14 protein-coding genes are annotated in these 12,736 nt (G+C 69.1%); 5 read left to right on the top strand and 9 right to left on the bottom strand.

Annotation, left to right across the window (positions count from 1 at the left end; genetic code table 11):
* Nucleotides 1–36 precede the first annotated feature (36 nt).
* The 5 genes from G3I71_RS20750 to G3I71_RS20730 all read right to left on the bottom strand — a co-directional run bounded on the left by G3I71_RS20750 (nt 37) and on the right by G3I71_RS20730 (nt 4,700).
* Nucleotides 37–930: an SCO1860 family LAETG-anchored protein gene (locus tag G3I71_RS20750; RefSeq protein ID WP_164316316.1), complete on the bottom strand. Its 894-nt coding sequence runs from the start codon at nt 928–930 to the stop codon at nt 37–39.
* Between the two features lie 156 nt (nt 931–1,086).
* A complete protein-coding gene (locus tag G3I71_RS20745; RefSeq protein ID WP_164316315.1) occupies nt 1,087–2,178 on the bottom strand; it encodes an amidohydrolase family protein in 1,092 nt (363 codons plus the stop codon).
* 10 nt (nt 2,179–2,188) lie between these two features.
* Nucleotides 2,189–3,007, bottom strand: coding sequence for an amino acid ABC transporter ATP-binding protein (locus tag G3I71_RS20740; protein ID WP_164316401.1), 819 nt, complete (start codon nt 3,005–3,007; stop codon nt 2,189–2,191).
* A gap of 17 nt (nt 3,008–3,024) precedes the next feature.
* Entirely contained in the window at nt 3,025–3,861 is an 837-nt protein-coding gene (locus tag G3I71_RS20735) for an amino acid ABC transporter permease (RefSeq protein ID WP_164316314.1), read from the bottom strand.
* The gene (locus tag G3I71_RS20730; RefSeq protein ID WP_164316313.1) at nt 3,858–4,700 is read right to left on the bottom strand and encodes a transporter substrate-binding domain-containing protein; all 843 of its coding nucleotides are present in this window, start codon (nt 4,698–4,700) and stop codon (nt 3,858–3,860) included. The genes G3I71_RS20735 and G3I71_RS20730 overlap by 4 nt, the downstream gene beginning before the upstream one ends.
* A 169-nt stretch (nt 4,701–4,869) precedes the next feature.
* Here G3I71_RS20730 and G3I71_RS20725 point away from each other — a divergent pair, with 169 nt between their 5' ends.
* The 5 genes from G3I71_RS20725 (at nt 4,870) to thpD (ending at nt 9,516) form a co-directional block, all read left to right on the top strand.
* Nucleotides 4,870–5,973 carry an aminotransferase class V-fold PLP-dependent enzyme gene (locus G3I71_RS20725; RefSeq protein ID WP_164316312.1) on the top strand — a complete coding sequence of 368 codons (1,104 nt, stop codon included), beginning with the start codon at nt 4,870–4,872 and terminating at the stop codon, nt 5,971–5,973.
* A 272-nt stretch (nt 5,974–6,245) separates the two neighbouring features.
* Complete coding sequence (gene ectA / locus G3I71_RS20720) at nt 6,246–6,833, top strand: diaminobutyrate acetyltransferase (protein WP_164316311.1); 588 nt, start codon at nt 6,246–6,248, stop codon at nt 6,831–6,833.
* 31 nt (nt 6,834–6,864) lie between these two features.
* On the top strand, nt 6,865–8,160 hold the full coding sequence (gene ectB / locus G3I71_RS20715) for a diaminobutyrate--2-oxoglutarate transaminase (RefSeq protein WP_164316310.1): 1,296 nt from the start codon (nt 6,865–6,867) through the stop codon (nt 8,158–8,160).
* Nucleotides 8,161–8,164: 4 nt separating this feature from the next.
* Entirely contained in the window at nt 8,165–8,605 is a 441-nt protein-coding gene (locus G3I71_RS20710) for an ectoine synthase (RefSeq protein WP_164316309.1), read from the top strand.
* A 5-nt stretch (nt 8,606–8,610) separates the two neighbouring features.
* On the top strand, nt 8,611–9,516 hold the full coding sequence (gene thpD / locus G3I71_RS20705) for an ectoine hydroxylase (protein ID WP_164316308.1): 906 nt from the start codon (nt 8,611–8,613) through the stop codon (nt 9,514–9,516).
* A gap of 62 nt (nt 9,517–9,578) precedes the next feature.
* Here thpD and G3I71_RS20700 read toward each other — a convergent pair whose 3' ends face one another.
* The 4 genes from G3I71_RS20700 to G3I71_RS20685 form a co-directional block, all read right to left on the bottom strand.
* A complete protein-coding gene (locus G3I71_RS20700; protein ID WP_203730916.1) occupies nt 9,579–10,691 on the bottom strand; it encodes an aminotransferase class V-fold PLP-dependent enzyme in 1,113 nt (370 codons plus the stop codon).
* A gap of 72 nt (nt 10,692–10,763) precedes the next feature.
* Nucleotides 10,764–11,486, bottom strand: a complete 723-nt coding sequence (locus G3I71_RS20695; protein ID WP_164316306.1) for a DsbA family oxidoreductase — start codon at nt 11,484–11,486, stop codon at nt 10,764–10,766.
* Nucleotides 11,487–11,553: 67 nt separating this feature from the next.
* Nucleotides 11,554–12,060, bottom strand: a complete 507-nt coding sequence (locus tag G3I71_RS20690; protein ID WP_203730870.1) for a GNAT family N-acetyltransferase — start codon at nt 12,058–12,060, stop codon at nt 11,554–11,556.
* Nucleotides 12,061–12,099: 39 nt separating this feature from the next.
* On the bottom strand, nt 12,100–12,708 hold the full coding sequence (locus tag G3I71_RS20685) for a DUF1349 domain-containing protein (RefSeq protein ID WP_164316305.1): 609 nt from the start codon (nt 12,706–12,708) through the stop codon (nt 12,100–12,102).
* Nucleotides 12,709–12,736 lie beyond the last annotated feature (28 nt).

The raw sequence follows: 12,736 nt of genomic DNA, 5'->3' as shown, positions 1-12,736 counted from the left end.
GGTAGGGGCGGCGGGGGCGAGGAAACACCCCCTGCGTCAGCTCTTGCCTCGGCGGGCCAGTGCGACCGCTCCTCCGCCCGCCAGCAGCAACACGGCCGCCCCGCCCACGAGGTACGGCGTCATCGAGCTGCCGCCCGTCTGCGCGAGCCCCGCCTCGGCCGGAGCCCCCTGCGGCTTCACCTCCGGTGCCGGTTTCGTCGGCGTCGTCGGCTCCGCCTGCACCGCCGGTGCCTCACACGTCGCCTTCGCCAGCGTCACCGTGCCCTCGACCTCCGCCACGTTGAGGTCCAACGGGTTGACGGACACCTTGAGTTCGAGCGCGGTCGCCGCCGCTGTACGGGTCGTCGTCTCCGTCTGTGACAGGTCGAGGCGCACCTCGCCGACTCCTGGCACCTTCACCTCGACGGGGCCGCTCGGAGTCAGCGTCACCTTCTTCCCGAGAGCCGTCACCGAACCCAGGAGGTTCGAGGAGGCGACCGGCTTCTCTCCCGCCACGCAGGTCGCCTTCGACGTGACCTGCTCCACCTCGATCAGGGACAACAACGGCAGGCCGGGCACGTGGAGCTTGGCGTGCGCGAGTTTCGTCGACGCCTCCGCCTTGCCGTCCGACACCGCAGCCTTCGCCTCCGCGACCTCCGCGCCGAGCACGGTGAACGGTTTTCCGCCGTCCACGCCGTCCAACGTGGCGGTCAGCGCCGTCTGTTGGGCGCTCTGCGGCGCCTCCACCTCGTTCAGTGCGACCGCGAGCGGGACGTTCACGCTCTTGTTGAGGAGGGACACGTTCAGCCCGGTGCGGAGGACGACCGCGCTCGCGCGGCCCTGGTCCTCCGTCGCGTGGGCCAGGGCCGCGGGACCGGCGGCCACCAGGGCCGTGGCTGCCGCGACGGTGACCAGACTGCGTGCGGGCATGCGGAAGTTGTTGGCGTTCACGGTTGGGGACCCCTCGGAAGAGACACGCTTGGGACCCGGTAAGAATTACGTACAGGACGTCAACGGTCAGCAATCTGACGGGACTTCACTCCTACGAGGGGTTTCCGCGCAGATCTTCGAATCCCACGCCACGGATGTTCACCGCATTCACCCGGGTCACCCCACGACGCGCCCGTTCAGCACCACCCGCAACGGCGCCCCCAACACCCGTACGTCCGCCCGCGGATCGCTCTCGTACACCACCAGGTCCGCCGCCGCCCCCTCCGTGAGACCGGGCCGCCCCAGCCACTCCCGCGCGCCCCATGTCGTCGCCGACAGCGCCTCGACCGGCGGGATACCGGCCTTGGTCAGCTCGGCCACCTCCGCCGCGACCAGCCCGTGCGGCAGCGTGCCCCCCGCGTCCGTGCCGACGTACACCGGGATCCCCGCGTCGTACGCGGAACGCACCGTGTCGTAGCGACGCTCGTGCAGGCGGCGCATATGGGCCGACCATGCCGGGAACTTGGCGTCGCCGGCTGCCGCGAGGTTCGGGAACGTCGCGATGTTCACCAGGGTCGGGACGATCGCCACGCCGCGTGCGGCGAACAGCGGGATCGTGTCCTCGGTCAGGCCCGTCGCATGCTCGACGCAGTCGATGCCCGCCTCGACCAGGTCCCGCAGGGAGTCCTCCGCGAAGCAGTGGGCCGTGACCCGCGCGCCCAGACGGTGGGCCTCCGCGATCGCCGCCTCCACCTCCTCGCGCGGCCAGCAGGCGGAGAGATCGCCGGTGCCTCGGTCCAGCCAGTCGCCCACCAGCTTCACCCAGCCGTCGCCGCGCCGGGCCTCCCGTGCGACGTACGCCACCAGGTCGTCCGGCTCGATCTCGTGCGCGAAGCCCCGAATGTAGCGACGGGTGCGGGCGATGTGCCGACCCGCCCTGATGATCTTCGGGAGGTCCTCGCGGGCGTCGGTCCAGCGGGTGTCGGACGGTGAGCCGGCATCCCGGATGAGGAGGGTGCCCGCGTCCCGGTCGGTCAGCGCCTGCTTCTCGGCTGTGTCCTGCGGCACCGTGCCGTCCGGTCCCAGGCCCACATGGCAGTGCGCGTCGACCAGACCGGGCAGCGCCCAGCCCTCCACCGTGCGGATGTCACGGGCGCCGGGCGGTCGGTCGTACGTGATCCTGCCGCCGACCACCCACACCTCGTCACGGATTTCCTCCGGGCCGACCAGCACCCGCCCTTTGACCCGCAACACCGCCTGATCGCTCATGGACGGCACCTTAGTTCGGCCGCCGCGGCTTCTCATCCTCCGCCTGTGCCGATTCCTCCTGTGCCGATTCCTCCTCCACGTCCGCCATCGCCGGGTCCAGCAGGCGGGAGAGGAAGTGGCGGGTGCGTTCGTGGGCCGGGTTGGTGATGACCCGGTCCGGGGTGCCCTCCTCGACGATCACTCCGCCGTCCATGAAGACGACCCGGTCGGCGACCTCGCGGGCGAACGTCATCTCGTGCGTGACGACCATCATCGTCATGCCCTCGTTCGCCAGCCTGCGCATCACCGCCAGTACGTCCCCCACCAGCTCGGGGTCGAGTGCCGACGTCGGCTCGTCGAAGAGCATGACCTCCGGGCCCATCGCCAACGCCCGCGCGATGGCGACCCGTTGCTGCTGGCCGCCGGAGAGGGACGACGGGTACGCGTCCGCCTTCTCCGAGAGGCCCACCCGCTCCAGGTTCTCCGCGGCCACCCGCGCGGCCTGGGCCTTGTCCCGCTTCAGTACCCGGCGTTGCGGCAGCGTCAGGTTCTGCGTCACCGTCAGATGCGGGAAGAGGTTGAACTGCTGGAAGACCATGCCGATACGGCGGCGGACCTCGTCGATGTCGACGTCCGGGTGCGTGACCTCCGTACCGCCGACGAAGACCTGGCCCTTCGTCGGCTCCTCCAGCAGGTTCACACAGCGCAGGAGGGTCGACTTGCCCGACCCGGACGGGCCGATCACGCACACGACCTCGCCCTGCCCGATCTCCAGGTCGATGCCGCGCAGCACCTCGTTGTCGCCGAACGACTTGTACAGGTCCCGGACTTCGATCTCGGGCACACTCATGTCCTCGGTACCGTCACTCATCTGGTCTCCTCCCCCGCCTTCGTCTCCAGCCGTCGTACGACGAAGCCCAGCGGCACCGTCACCAGCAGATAGCACAGGCCAGCCACCAGGATCGGCGTGGAGTTGGCGGTCTGGCTTGCCAAGTCACGGCCGTACTTGGCCAGTTCACGTTCCTCCAGGGTGACGCCGAGGAACAGCACCAGCGAGGAGTCCTTGAACAGGAGCACCAACTCGTTGGTGAGCGGCGGGATCACGATACGGAACGCCTGCGGGATGATGATCGAGACCATGGCCCGCGCGTGCGAGAAGCCCAGTGAACGGGCCGCCTCCATCTGCCCCTTGGGCACCGCCTGGATGCCCGCGCGGATCGTCTCCGCCATGTACGCCGCCGACACCAGGCCGAGTGCCAGCGCCACCTTGCCGTACGTCCCGCCCGGAATCTCCGTGCCGGGGAAGGCGAGTGGCACCGCCACGCCCACGAAGATGAAGATCAGCAGAGCCGGCAGGCCACGGAAGATCTCGATGTAGATGCCCGCGACCCAGCGGTAGGGGCCCACCGGCGACAGCCGCATCAGGGCGATCACCATCCCCAGCACCAGGCCGAAGACGAAGCCCGACAGGGTGTAGAGGACGGTGTTCTTGAGGGCCAGCGTGATGATCTCCGGGAACATCTGCTTGGCCAGGTCCACCTGCGCGAACTGGTTCTTCAGACGGGCCCAGTCGGCCGAGACCGCGAGGGCGACGACGGCCGCGACGAACAGCGCGTACTGGGCGCCACGGGACAGCGCGCGTTTCTGAGTGCGACTCAACCCCTGCTTACGGGGCTGTACCTGCTTCGCGGAGGCGTCGGTCATGACGCGGACGGAGCGGCGGCGGACTCGTCGTACGGGCCGATCCACTGCTCGTACAGCTTCTTGTACGTGCCGTCGGCCTTCGCGTCGGTGATCACCTTGTTGAGGGCGGCGAGCAGCTTGGTGTTGCCCTTCTTCACCGTGAAGCCGTACTGCTCACCGGTGTTGAGGTTGTCCACCACCTTGAAGGCGTCCGCGTTGGCCGGGGTCTTGAGCCAGCCCTGGACGACCGGGTAGTCGATGATCACGGCCTCGACCTGGCCGGTGCGCAGGCCGTTGAGGACGGCGTCGGAGGACTCGAAGGAGACCGGGTCGAGATCCTTGCCCTTGGCGTAGTCCTCGCCGGTCGTCTGTGCCTGGGCGCCGACCTTCTTGTCCTTGAGGTCCGCGACGGAAGTGATGCCGCTCTTCTTGTCGACGAGGACGGCCTGCGTCGCGGCGAAGTACGGGTCGGAGAAGTCGACGTTCTTCTTGCGCTCCTCGGTGATGGTCATGCCGGCCGCGCCGAGGTCGCACTGGTCCGCGTTGAGGAAGGCGCCCGTCTTGAAGTTCTCGAAAGGCGTGTCGAGGATCTCCTGCTTCACGCCGAGGTTCTTGGCGGCGAGGTCGACGAGCGACACGTCGAAGCCCTGCACCTTGCCGTCGATCTCCGACTGGAAGGGCGGGTAGGGGAGGTGCGTACAGACGGTGAGCTGACCGCCCTTGACGAGTTCGACCCCGCCGGCGGCGGTCTTCGAGGCGCTGTCGCCGTCGTCCGAGGAGCAGCCGGCCACGAGCAGGAGCCCGGCCGTCGCGGTGGTGGCGGCCAGCATGCGGGACCGTCGTCCGAGGACCGTGTTCAAGGGGACCTCCTGTGGGGGGACTGTGGGTTCTGATTATAAGGAAAGGTTTGACTATCTCAAATCATTACTATGGTTGTGACGCCATGTGACCTGCGCTTTCGAGGCTGCGCGGCCTCGCGGTTAGTCTCGACTCGACTTCCCTACCCCGCGATCCGAAGAGAGCACCACCGTGACCACGCACCCCTTCCTGGACCTGGCGCCACTGACCGCCGCTCGCTTCGCGTCGATCGAGGACCGCGTGGCTCGGCTGCTCTCCACCGAGCAGGACGTCGTGATCATGCAGGGTGAGGCGCTGTTGCCCCTGGAGGGCGCCATCAGGGGAACCGCGGGCCCTGGCACGACCGCCCTCAACGTCGTCACGGGCCCCTACGGGCAGACGTTCGGCGACTGGCTGCGGGACTGCGGCGCCACGGTCGTCGATCTCGCGGTGCCCTTCCACGCGGCGGTCACGGCCGCGCAGATCCGGGCGGCGTTCGCCGAGCACCCGGAGATCGACTTCGTCTCGCTGGTGCACGCGGAGGCGGCGACCGGCAACACCAACCCGGTCGCGGAGATCGGCGAGGTGGTACGAGAACACGGCGCCCTCTTCTATCTCGACGCCGTCGCGTCGGTCGGCGCCGAGCCGGTGCTGCCGGACGCGTGGGGTGTCGACCTGTGCGTGATCGGGGCACAGAAGGCGATGGGCGGGCCTGCCGGGGTGTCTGTGGTGTCGGTGAGCGAGCGGGCGTGGGCGCGGATGGCGGCGAATCCGGGGGCGCCCCGGCGGTCGTACCTCTCGCTGCTGGACTGGAAGGAGCGGTGGATCGACGGCGGCCGGCGCATGCTCCCGCACGCTCCCGCCCAGCTGGAGATGCTCGCGCTGGAGGCGTGCGTCGAGCGGATCGAGACGGCGGGGCTCGACACGGTGATCGCCCGGCACACCGCAGCGGCGGCGGCCACCCGGGCGGGAGCGCTCGCGCTGGGCGGCGGCCTTGAGCCGTATGTGTACGAGGCCGAGGACGCGGCGCCGGTCGCCACGACCCTGCGGGCGCCCTCCGGGGTTGTCGCGTCGGAGCTGGTGGCGAGCGCGCTGGCCGCCGATCCGGCGCTGCCGCTGGCGGCGGGCGGGGGCGCGCTGGCCAAGGAGATGATCCGGGTCAACCACTACGGGGCGGACGCGACCCCGGAGGCGGTACTCGGGAGTCTGGCGGCACTGGGCGCGGCGCTGGCGGACCGGGGGCTGATGGTGGACGCCGAAGCGGCCCGGCGGCACGCGGTCGCGAATTTCTCGTGAATACGCGCTGAAACTGGCTAATTAAATTGCGGGAAGTTGCGGGTAGCTTCCCGCATTCCCCTGCCCGCTTTTTATCGACCTAAACGCAAAGGTTATGCGAACGACTTGAGTGAATTGCGTGATTGTGACTCACTCAACAATGCGCCCGCTTTGTCTGATTATTTACTGGACATAGCGGGCATTCTCGCGCTCCCGGAATAACATATTCCACACCTGCGCGGAACCCCGATCCGCGATGCATTTTTGATTTTCTCTCGGTAAGTTCAATTTGCATGAGCGCAGCACGGACAGACCTGCAAATTGACCGCCCGGCGATTGCCGACGGGGCCGCGCTGTGGCGGATCGCCCGGGACTCGAAGGTTCTCGACCTCAACTCGTCGTACAGCTATCTGCTGTGGTGCCGGGACTTCGCCGCCACCTCGGCCGTCGCCCGGGACCCCGACGGATGCCCGGTCGGCTTCGTCACCGGGTATGTCCGGCCGGACCGGCCGGACACCCTGCTCATCTGGCAGGTGGCCGTCGACGCCGACCACCAGGGGCGCGGACTCGCCGCCGCGCTGCTCGACGGGCTGACCCGACGGGTCGGCGCCGAGCAGGGGCTCACCACCGTCGAGACCACCATCGCCCCCGGCAACACCGCCTCGGAGCGGCTGTTCACCTCGTTCGCGGAGCGCCACGGCGCCACCGTCGAGCGCGAGGTGCTGTTCGACACGGGTCAGTTCCCGAACAACCCGAACAGCCCGAACAACCCGCACGACTCCCACGGCTCGCACGACCCCGAGGTCCTGTACCGCATCGGCCCTCTGTCCGAACTTGCCGGCCTTTCCCGGCCTTCTCGGCTTACCGGGCTTTCCGGCTGATCTCGCCCCCCACCTCAAGGAGTTCACCGCCGTGACCATCACCCAGCCCGACCTGAGCGTCTTCGAGACCGTCGAGTCGGAGGTGCGCAGCTACTGCCGCAGCTGGCCCGCCGTGTTCGACCGTGCGCAGGGCAGCCGTATGTACGACGAGGACGGCCACGCCTACCTCGACTTCTTCGCGGGCGCCGGATCACTCAACTACGGCCACAACAACCCCGTACTCAAACGGGCGTTGATCGACTATCTGGAGCGGGACGGCGTCACGCACGGGCTCGACATGTCGACCTCCGCGAAACGCGCGTTCCTGGAGTCCTTCCAGGAGCTGGTGCTGCGGCCCCGCGACCTGCCGTACAAGGTCATGTTCCCGGGCCCGACGGGCACCAACGCCGTCGAGGCGGCGCTGAAGCTGGCGCGGAAGGTGAAGGGGCGGGAGGCCATCGTGTCCTTCACCAACGCCTTCCACGGGATGTCCCTCGGGTCGCTCGCCGTGACCGGCAACGCCTTCAAGCGGGCCGGTGCGGGCGTTCCGCTGGTGCACGGCACGCCGATGCCGTTCGACAACTACTTCGAGGGGACCGTCCCCGACTTCCTGTGGTTCGAGCGGCTGTTGGAGGACCAGGGGTCCGGCCTCAACAAGCCGGCCGCCGTGATCGTGGAGACCGTGCAGGGCGAGGGCGGCATCAACGTGGCGCGCCCGGAGTGGCTGCGGGCGCTGGCCGACCTGTGCGTACGGCAGGACATGCTGCTGATCGTCGACGACATTCAGATGGGCTGCGGACGCACCGGCGCCTTCTTCTCCTTCGAGGAGGCGGGCGTCGTGCCCGACATCGTCACCGTGTCGAAGTCCATCAGCGGGTACGGACTCCCCATGTCCCTCTGCCTGTTCAGGCCCGAGCTGGACATCTGGGAGCCGGGCGAGCACAACGGCACGTTCCGCGGCAACAATCCGGCGTTCGTGACGGCCACCGCCACGCTGGAGACGTACTGGTCCGACGGCTCCGCCATGGAGAAGCAGACGCGTGCCCGTGGTGAGCAGGTCGAGGAAGCGCTGATCTCGATCACCGAGGAGAACCTCGCCGACGTCAAGGAGTACCGGGGCCGGGGACTGGTGTGGGGCCTGGAGTTCCACGAGAAGGCGCGCGCGGGGCGGGTCGCGGGGCGGGCCTTCGAACTCGGGCTGCTCATCGAGACGTCCGGCCCGGAGAGCGAGGTCGTGAAGCTGCTGCCGGCGCTCACCATCACGCCCGAGGAACTGGACGAGGGTTTGCGGATCGTCGCCCGTGCCGTACGCGAGACCGTCGAGATCGTCCGAGAGAGGGGTTGTTGAACACGTGATCGTCCGTTCGTTCAAGGACATCGAAGGCACCGACCGGCATGTGAGGTCCGCGTCCGGCACCTGGGAGAGCAAACGCATCGTCCTCGCCAAGGAACGGGTCGGCTTCTCGCTCCACGAGACCGTCCTGTACGCGGGCACGAAGACGTCGATGTGGTACGCGAACCACGTCGAGGCCGTCGTTTGCGTCAAGGGCGAGGCCCTGCTGACCGACGACGAGACCGGGCGCACCTACACGATCACCCCCGGCACCATGTACCTCCTCGACGGACACGAGCGGCACACGATGCGGATCAAGGAGGACTTCCGCTGTCTGTGCGTCTTCAACCCGCCCGTGACCGGCCGCGAGGACCACGACGAGAACGGCGTCTATCCCCTGCTGACGGAACCCGACCCTGACCCCGACCCCGACCCCGACTTCGACTCCGAGGAGGCCTGACACCCATGTCACCCACGTCAGCTACGTCCACTCTCACCGACCTGTACCCCACCCGTGGCGCCGCCGAGGTGTCCGCCCCCCGTCAGGACCCGGTCCTCTGGGGCGCGCCGGACACGCCCGGGCCGTTCACCGCGGACGACCTGATGGCGTACCAGCGTGACGGCTTCCGGGCACTCGACCGGCTCCTCGATGACGACGAAGTCACGCTCTACCGGGCCGAGTTGGAGCGGCTGGTCGCCGATCCGTCCGTCCGGGCCGACGAGCGGTCGATCGTCGAGCCGAAGTCGAAGGAGATCCGGTCGGTCTTCGAGGTGCACCGGATCAGCGAGGTGTTCGGCCGGCTCGTGCGGGACGAGCGGATCGTCGGGCGGGCCCGGCAGCTCCTCGGCTCCGACGTGTACGTCCACCAGTCGCGGATCAACGTCAAGCCGGGGTTCGGGGCGGGCGGCTTCTACTGGCACTCCGACTTCGAGACCTGGCACGCGGAGGACGGTCTGCCGAACATGCGGACGGTGTCCGTCTCGATCGCGCTGACCGAGAACCTCGACACCAACGGCGGCCTCATGATCATGCCGGGCTCGCACCGCACGTTCCTCGGCTGTGCGGGGGCGACACCCGAGGACAACTACAGGAAGTCGCTGCAGATGCAGGACGCGGGCACCCCGTCCGACGGGGCGCTGACCTCGCTCGCCGACGAGCACGGCATCAGGTTGTTCACGGGCGGGGCGGGTTCGGCGACCTGGTTCGACTGCAACTGCATGCACGGCTCCGGTGACAACATCACGCCGTACCCGCGCAGCAACGTCTTCATCGTGTTCAACAGCGTTCAGAACCAGGCGGTGGAACCGTTCGCGGCACCGGTGCGCAGGCCGGAGTTCGTCGGGGCCAGGGACTTCACGCCGGTGAGGTGAGCGCCCGGCCTCGGAGCCACGACAGTGGGGCCGGGCGCTCCCGGGGATCTCGTACCGCCGGTTCAGCCGGACAGGACGTCCAGGAGTCGGTCGACGTCCGGAGGCGTGTTGTAGAGGTGGAAGGCCGCGCGCAGATTTCCGGCGCGGTCGGAGACCTCGACCCCGGCCCGGCTCAACTCGGCTTGCCTGTGGCCGAGTTGCGGGACGGACACGATGGCCGAGCCGGGCGCCGGTACGGGCTGGTGTCCCAGCCGGTCGAGCCCGGCGCGGAACCGGTCGGCGAGCGCGAGGTCATGGGCGCGTACGGTGTCCACGCCCAACTCCTCGATCAGGGCGAGGGAGTGGCGGGCGCCGGCGTAGGAGAACAGGCTCGGGCTCTCGTCGAACCGCCGTGCGGAGTGGGCGAGTTCGCGTACCGGGCCGTAGCAGCTGTCCCAGGGCACCTCCCCCGCGACCCAGCCCGCGAACACCGGGGTCAGCCCGCCCAGGTCCTCGGGTACGACGAGGAAGGCCACGCCTCGCGGGCACACGAGCCACTTGAAGGCGACGGAGGCGACGTAGTCGTAGGCGTCCGCGTCGATGGGCAGCCAGCCGGTGGCCTGGGAGGCGTCGATGTACGTACGGGCTCCGTGCTCGCGGGCGGCCTCGCGCAGCGCGGACAGGTCGACGATGCGTCCGTCGGCGGACTGGGCCGCGCTGACGGCGACGAGGGCGGTACCGGGTCGGACGGACTCGGGTATCCGCTCCAGCGGCACGGTCCGTACCTTCAGGTCCCCTCGTACGTGGAACGGGTTGAGGACGGAGGTGAAGTCGTCCTCGGCGGTGAGGACTTCGGCGCCGGCGGGCAGCGAGGCGGCGATCAGCCCGCTGTAGACGGCGACGGAGCCTCCTGCGGCGACCCTGCGGTCGGAGACCCCGACGAGCCGTGCGAAGGCGGAGCGAGCGGCCTCCACGTCGGCGAACATGTCCTGTGGCCGGCCGTCGGCCACGGACTGCACGGCGTCGCGCATGGCGGCCACGGCGCGGGCGGGGAGAAGCCCGGTGCTCGCGGTGTTCAGATAGGTGGTCTTCGGGGCGAACTCGGCACGGACGAGGTCTCGGAGGTTCTCGGATGTCGAGGTTTTCGCGGAGGTCTCCATGGGACCACTCTGCGGCCCGAAGATCCCCTCGTCCATTGCCGATTTCTGCACCGCATCACGAAGGACTGCTTATGGATAGGCCCTGAGCTGCGGTTTTCCTTCGCTGAGCTACTTCTGGGGTACGGCACACCCGTCGGGCCCGCAGACCTCGGCGCTGTCGCCCTGGGCCTGGACGACCTTGAGGGGAGCGGGCCGCTCGCCCCATGCCTGGGTGAGCGCCTGGGTGAAGGCCTCGACGGGCTGGGCGCCGGAGACGCCGTACTTCCGGTCGAGGACGAAGAACGGCACGCCGTTGGCTCCCAGTTCGCCGGCCTCGCGCTCGTCGGCGCGCACGGCGTCGGCGTACGCGTCCGGGTCGGCGAGTACGCCCCGGACGTCCTCGGCGTCGAGGCCGGCGGCGACGGCCAGCTCCACGAGCCGCTCGTCGTCGCCGAAGACGGACTGCTCCTCGGCGAAGTTCGCCCGGTAGAAGAGCTGGATCAGCTCGTCCTGGCGGCCCTTGTCCTTCGCGAGGTGGAGCAGCCGGTGCATGTCGAAGGTGTTGCCGTGGTCACGGTCCCGGGTGCGGTAGGCGAGCCCTTCGGCGGCGGCCTGCGCCCCCAGGTTCTCCTCCCCGGCCTGTGCCTGTGCCTCGCTCATGCCGTACTTCTTGGTGAGCATCTTGAGGACGGGCTGGATGTCGCCCTTGGCGCGCCCCGGGTCCAGCTCGAACGACCGGTGCACCACCTCGACGCCGTCCCGGTGCGGGAAGGCGTCCAGCGCCTTCTCGAAGCGGGCCTTGCCGACGTAGCACCAGGGGCAGGCGATGTCGCTCCAGATCTCGACGCGCATGTCTTCGGCTCTTTCCAGATCGAACGGGTACGGGATGGTACGGGGTCGTACGGAATTACATGAACGTTCAAACGGCTGGTTTCATTCCGTACCGCAGGAAGAGGTGGTGATCGCCCTCGGCGGGCGGGTTCTCCGGGTCCGGGACCCAGCCCAGACGGCGGTAGAAGGCCTGGGCGCGCCGGTTGTCGATGTGTACGTCGAGAGTGGCGGCCAGCAGTCCGTCGGCCCGCCACCGCGCGGCGCAGGCGGCGTGCAGGTCGGTGCCGATGCCGGCCCGCCAGAGGTCGGGGTCGACGTGGAACTGGAAGAGCTTGACCGTGTCCGCGGGGGCGCCCTCGGCCCTGCGGAAGGAGGCGACGCCGATGACGCGGTCCTGTTCGACGACGCACAGGACATGCGCGTCGGGGCGCTCGATGCCGCTCCGCCAGGAGGCGACCCAGTCGTGGTCGGCGTCCGGCAGACCGTCCGGGTAGTACGTGGCCCGTGCGCGCAGATGCAGTTCCGCGACGGCGGCGGCCTCGGCGGGCAGCGCGGGACGGATCACCCGGCTTCCGGTCACATGGTCATTGATCATGCACCGGAAGACGTGGCGGGTTGCCGTGACGGTTCCGGCTCAGCTGCCGTCCCGCAGATCCTTCGGCCACTCCGGCCTGAACTCGATGTGGTCGTACGTCACCACACACCCCTCCCCCATCGGCGACTGGGTCATGAAGCCGACCAGGGCCGCGTCGGCCTCCTTCTCGTCGCCCAGGGTGAACAGGCGGACGAAGGTCCACTTCTCGCCGTCGCGTGAGGCGTGGAAGGCGAAGGCACGGCCGGTGCGGCTGATCCGGAGCCAGACCGAACTGCCGTCCACGGCGAAGGAGTTGGCGTCGTCGGAGTGTCCCCGGGTGACCACCGTGCAGACGGTGGGCACATCCGGGGAGTACTCCAGACAGAGCTTGGCCCAGGCGTGCTCGCCGACATGGACGTAGAGCACCCCGGCATCGAAGGCCGCCCCGAACCCGACGGTGACACGGGCGATCAGCTGGAACTCCCCCTCCGGGGCGCCCAGCAGCCGCGGCGCGTCGGCGGCGGGGTCCAATGCCTCCCCGGTGGGCGGCACGAACCGGTCCTGCCGGGGCCCGGCCCACCCGGTGAGCACCCCGTCCTCGAAGGACCAGTGCCCATCGGGCCCATACGTACGGAGGGGAAAGGGCAGTGGGGAAAGCTCCAAGTCCATTGCCTGATTATCGCAGGCCCAGACAGGC

The organism is Streptomyces sp. SID12501 (assembly GCF_010550245.1).
GTDB lineage: Bacteria > Actinomycetota > Actinomycetes > Streptomycetales > Streptomycetaceae > Streptomyces.
The sequence above is the reverse complement of the archived record's forward strand: the minus strand, read 5'-3'. Positions and strand labels throughout refer to the sequence as shown.

Coding starts and splice junctions, on each gene's coding strand:
- G3I71_RS20740 (WP_164316401.1), bottom strand. CDS start 3,007: ATGAGTGTGCCCGAGATCGAAGTCCGGGACCTGTACAAGTCGTTCGGC.
- G3I71_RS20745 (WP_164316315.1), bottom strand. CDS start 2,178: ATGAGCGATCAGGCGGTGTTGCGGGTCAAAGGGCGGGTGCTGGTCGGC.
- G3I71_RS20685 (WP_164316305.1), bottom strand. CDS start 12,708: ATGGACTTGGAGCTTTCCCCACTGCCCTTTCCCCTCCGTACGTATGGG.
- thpD (WP_164316308.1), top strand. CDS start 8,611: ATGTCACCCACGTCAGCTACGTCCACTCTCACCGACCTGTACCCCACC.
- G3I71_RS20690 (WP_203730870.1), bottom strand. CDS start 12,060: ATGATCAATGACCATGTGACCGGAAGCCGGGTGATCCGTCCCGCGCTG.
- ectA (WP_164316311.1), top strand. CDS start 6,246: ATGAGCGCAGCACGGACAGACCTGCAAATTGACCGCCCGGCGATTGCC.
- G3I71_RS20695 (WP_164316306.1), bottom strand. CDS start 11,486: ATGCGCGTCGAGATCTGGAGCGACATCGCCTGCCCCTGGTGCTACGTC.
- G3I71_RS20735 (WP_164316314.1), bottom strand. CDS start 3,861: ATGACCGACGCCTCCGCGAAGCAGGTACAGCCCCGTAAGCAGGGGTTG.
- G3I71_RS20700 (WP_203730916.1), bottom strand. CDS start 10,691: ATGGACGAGGGGATCTTCGGGCCGCAGAGTGGTCCCATGGAGACCTCC.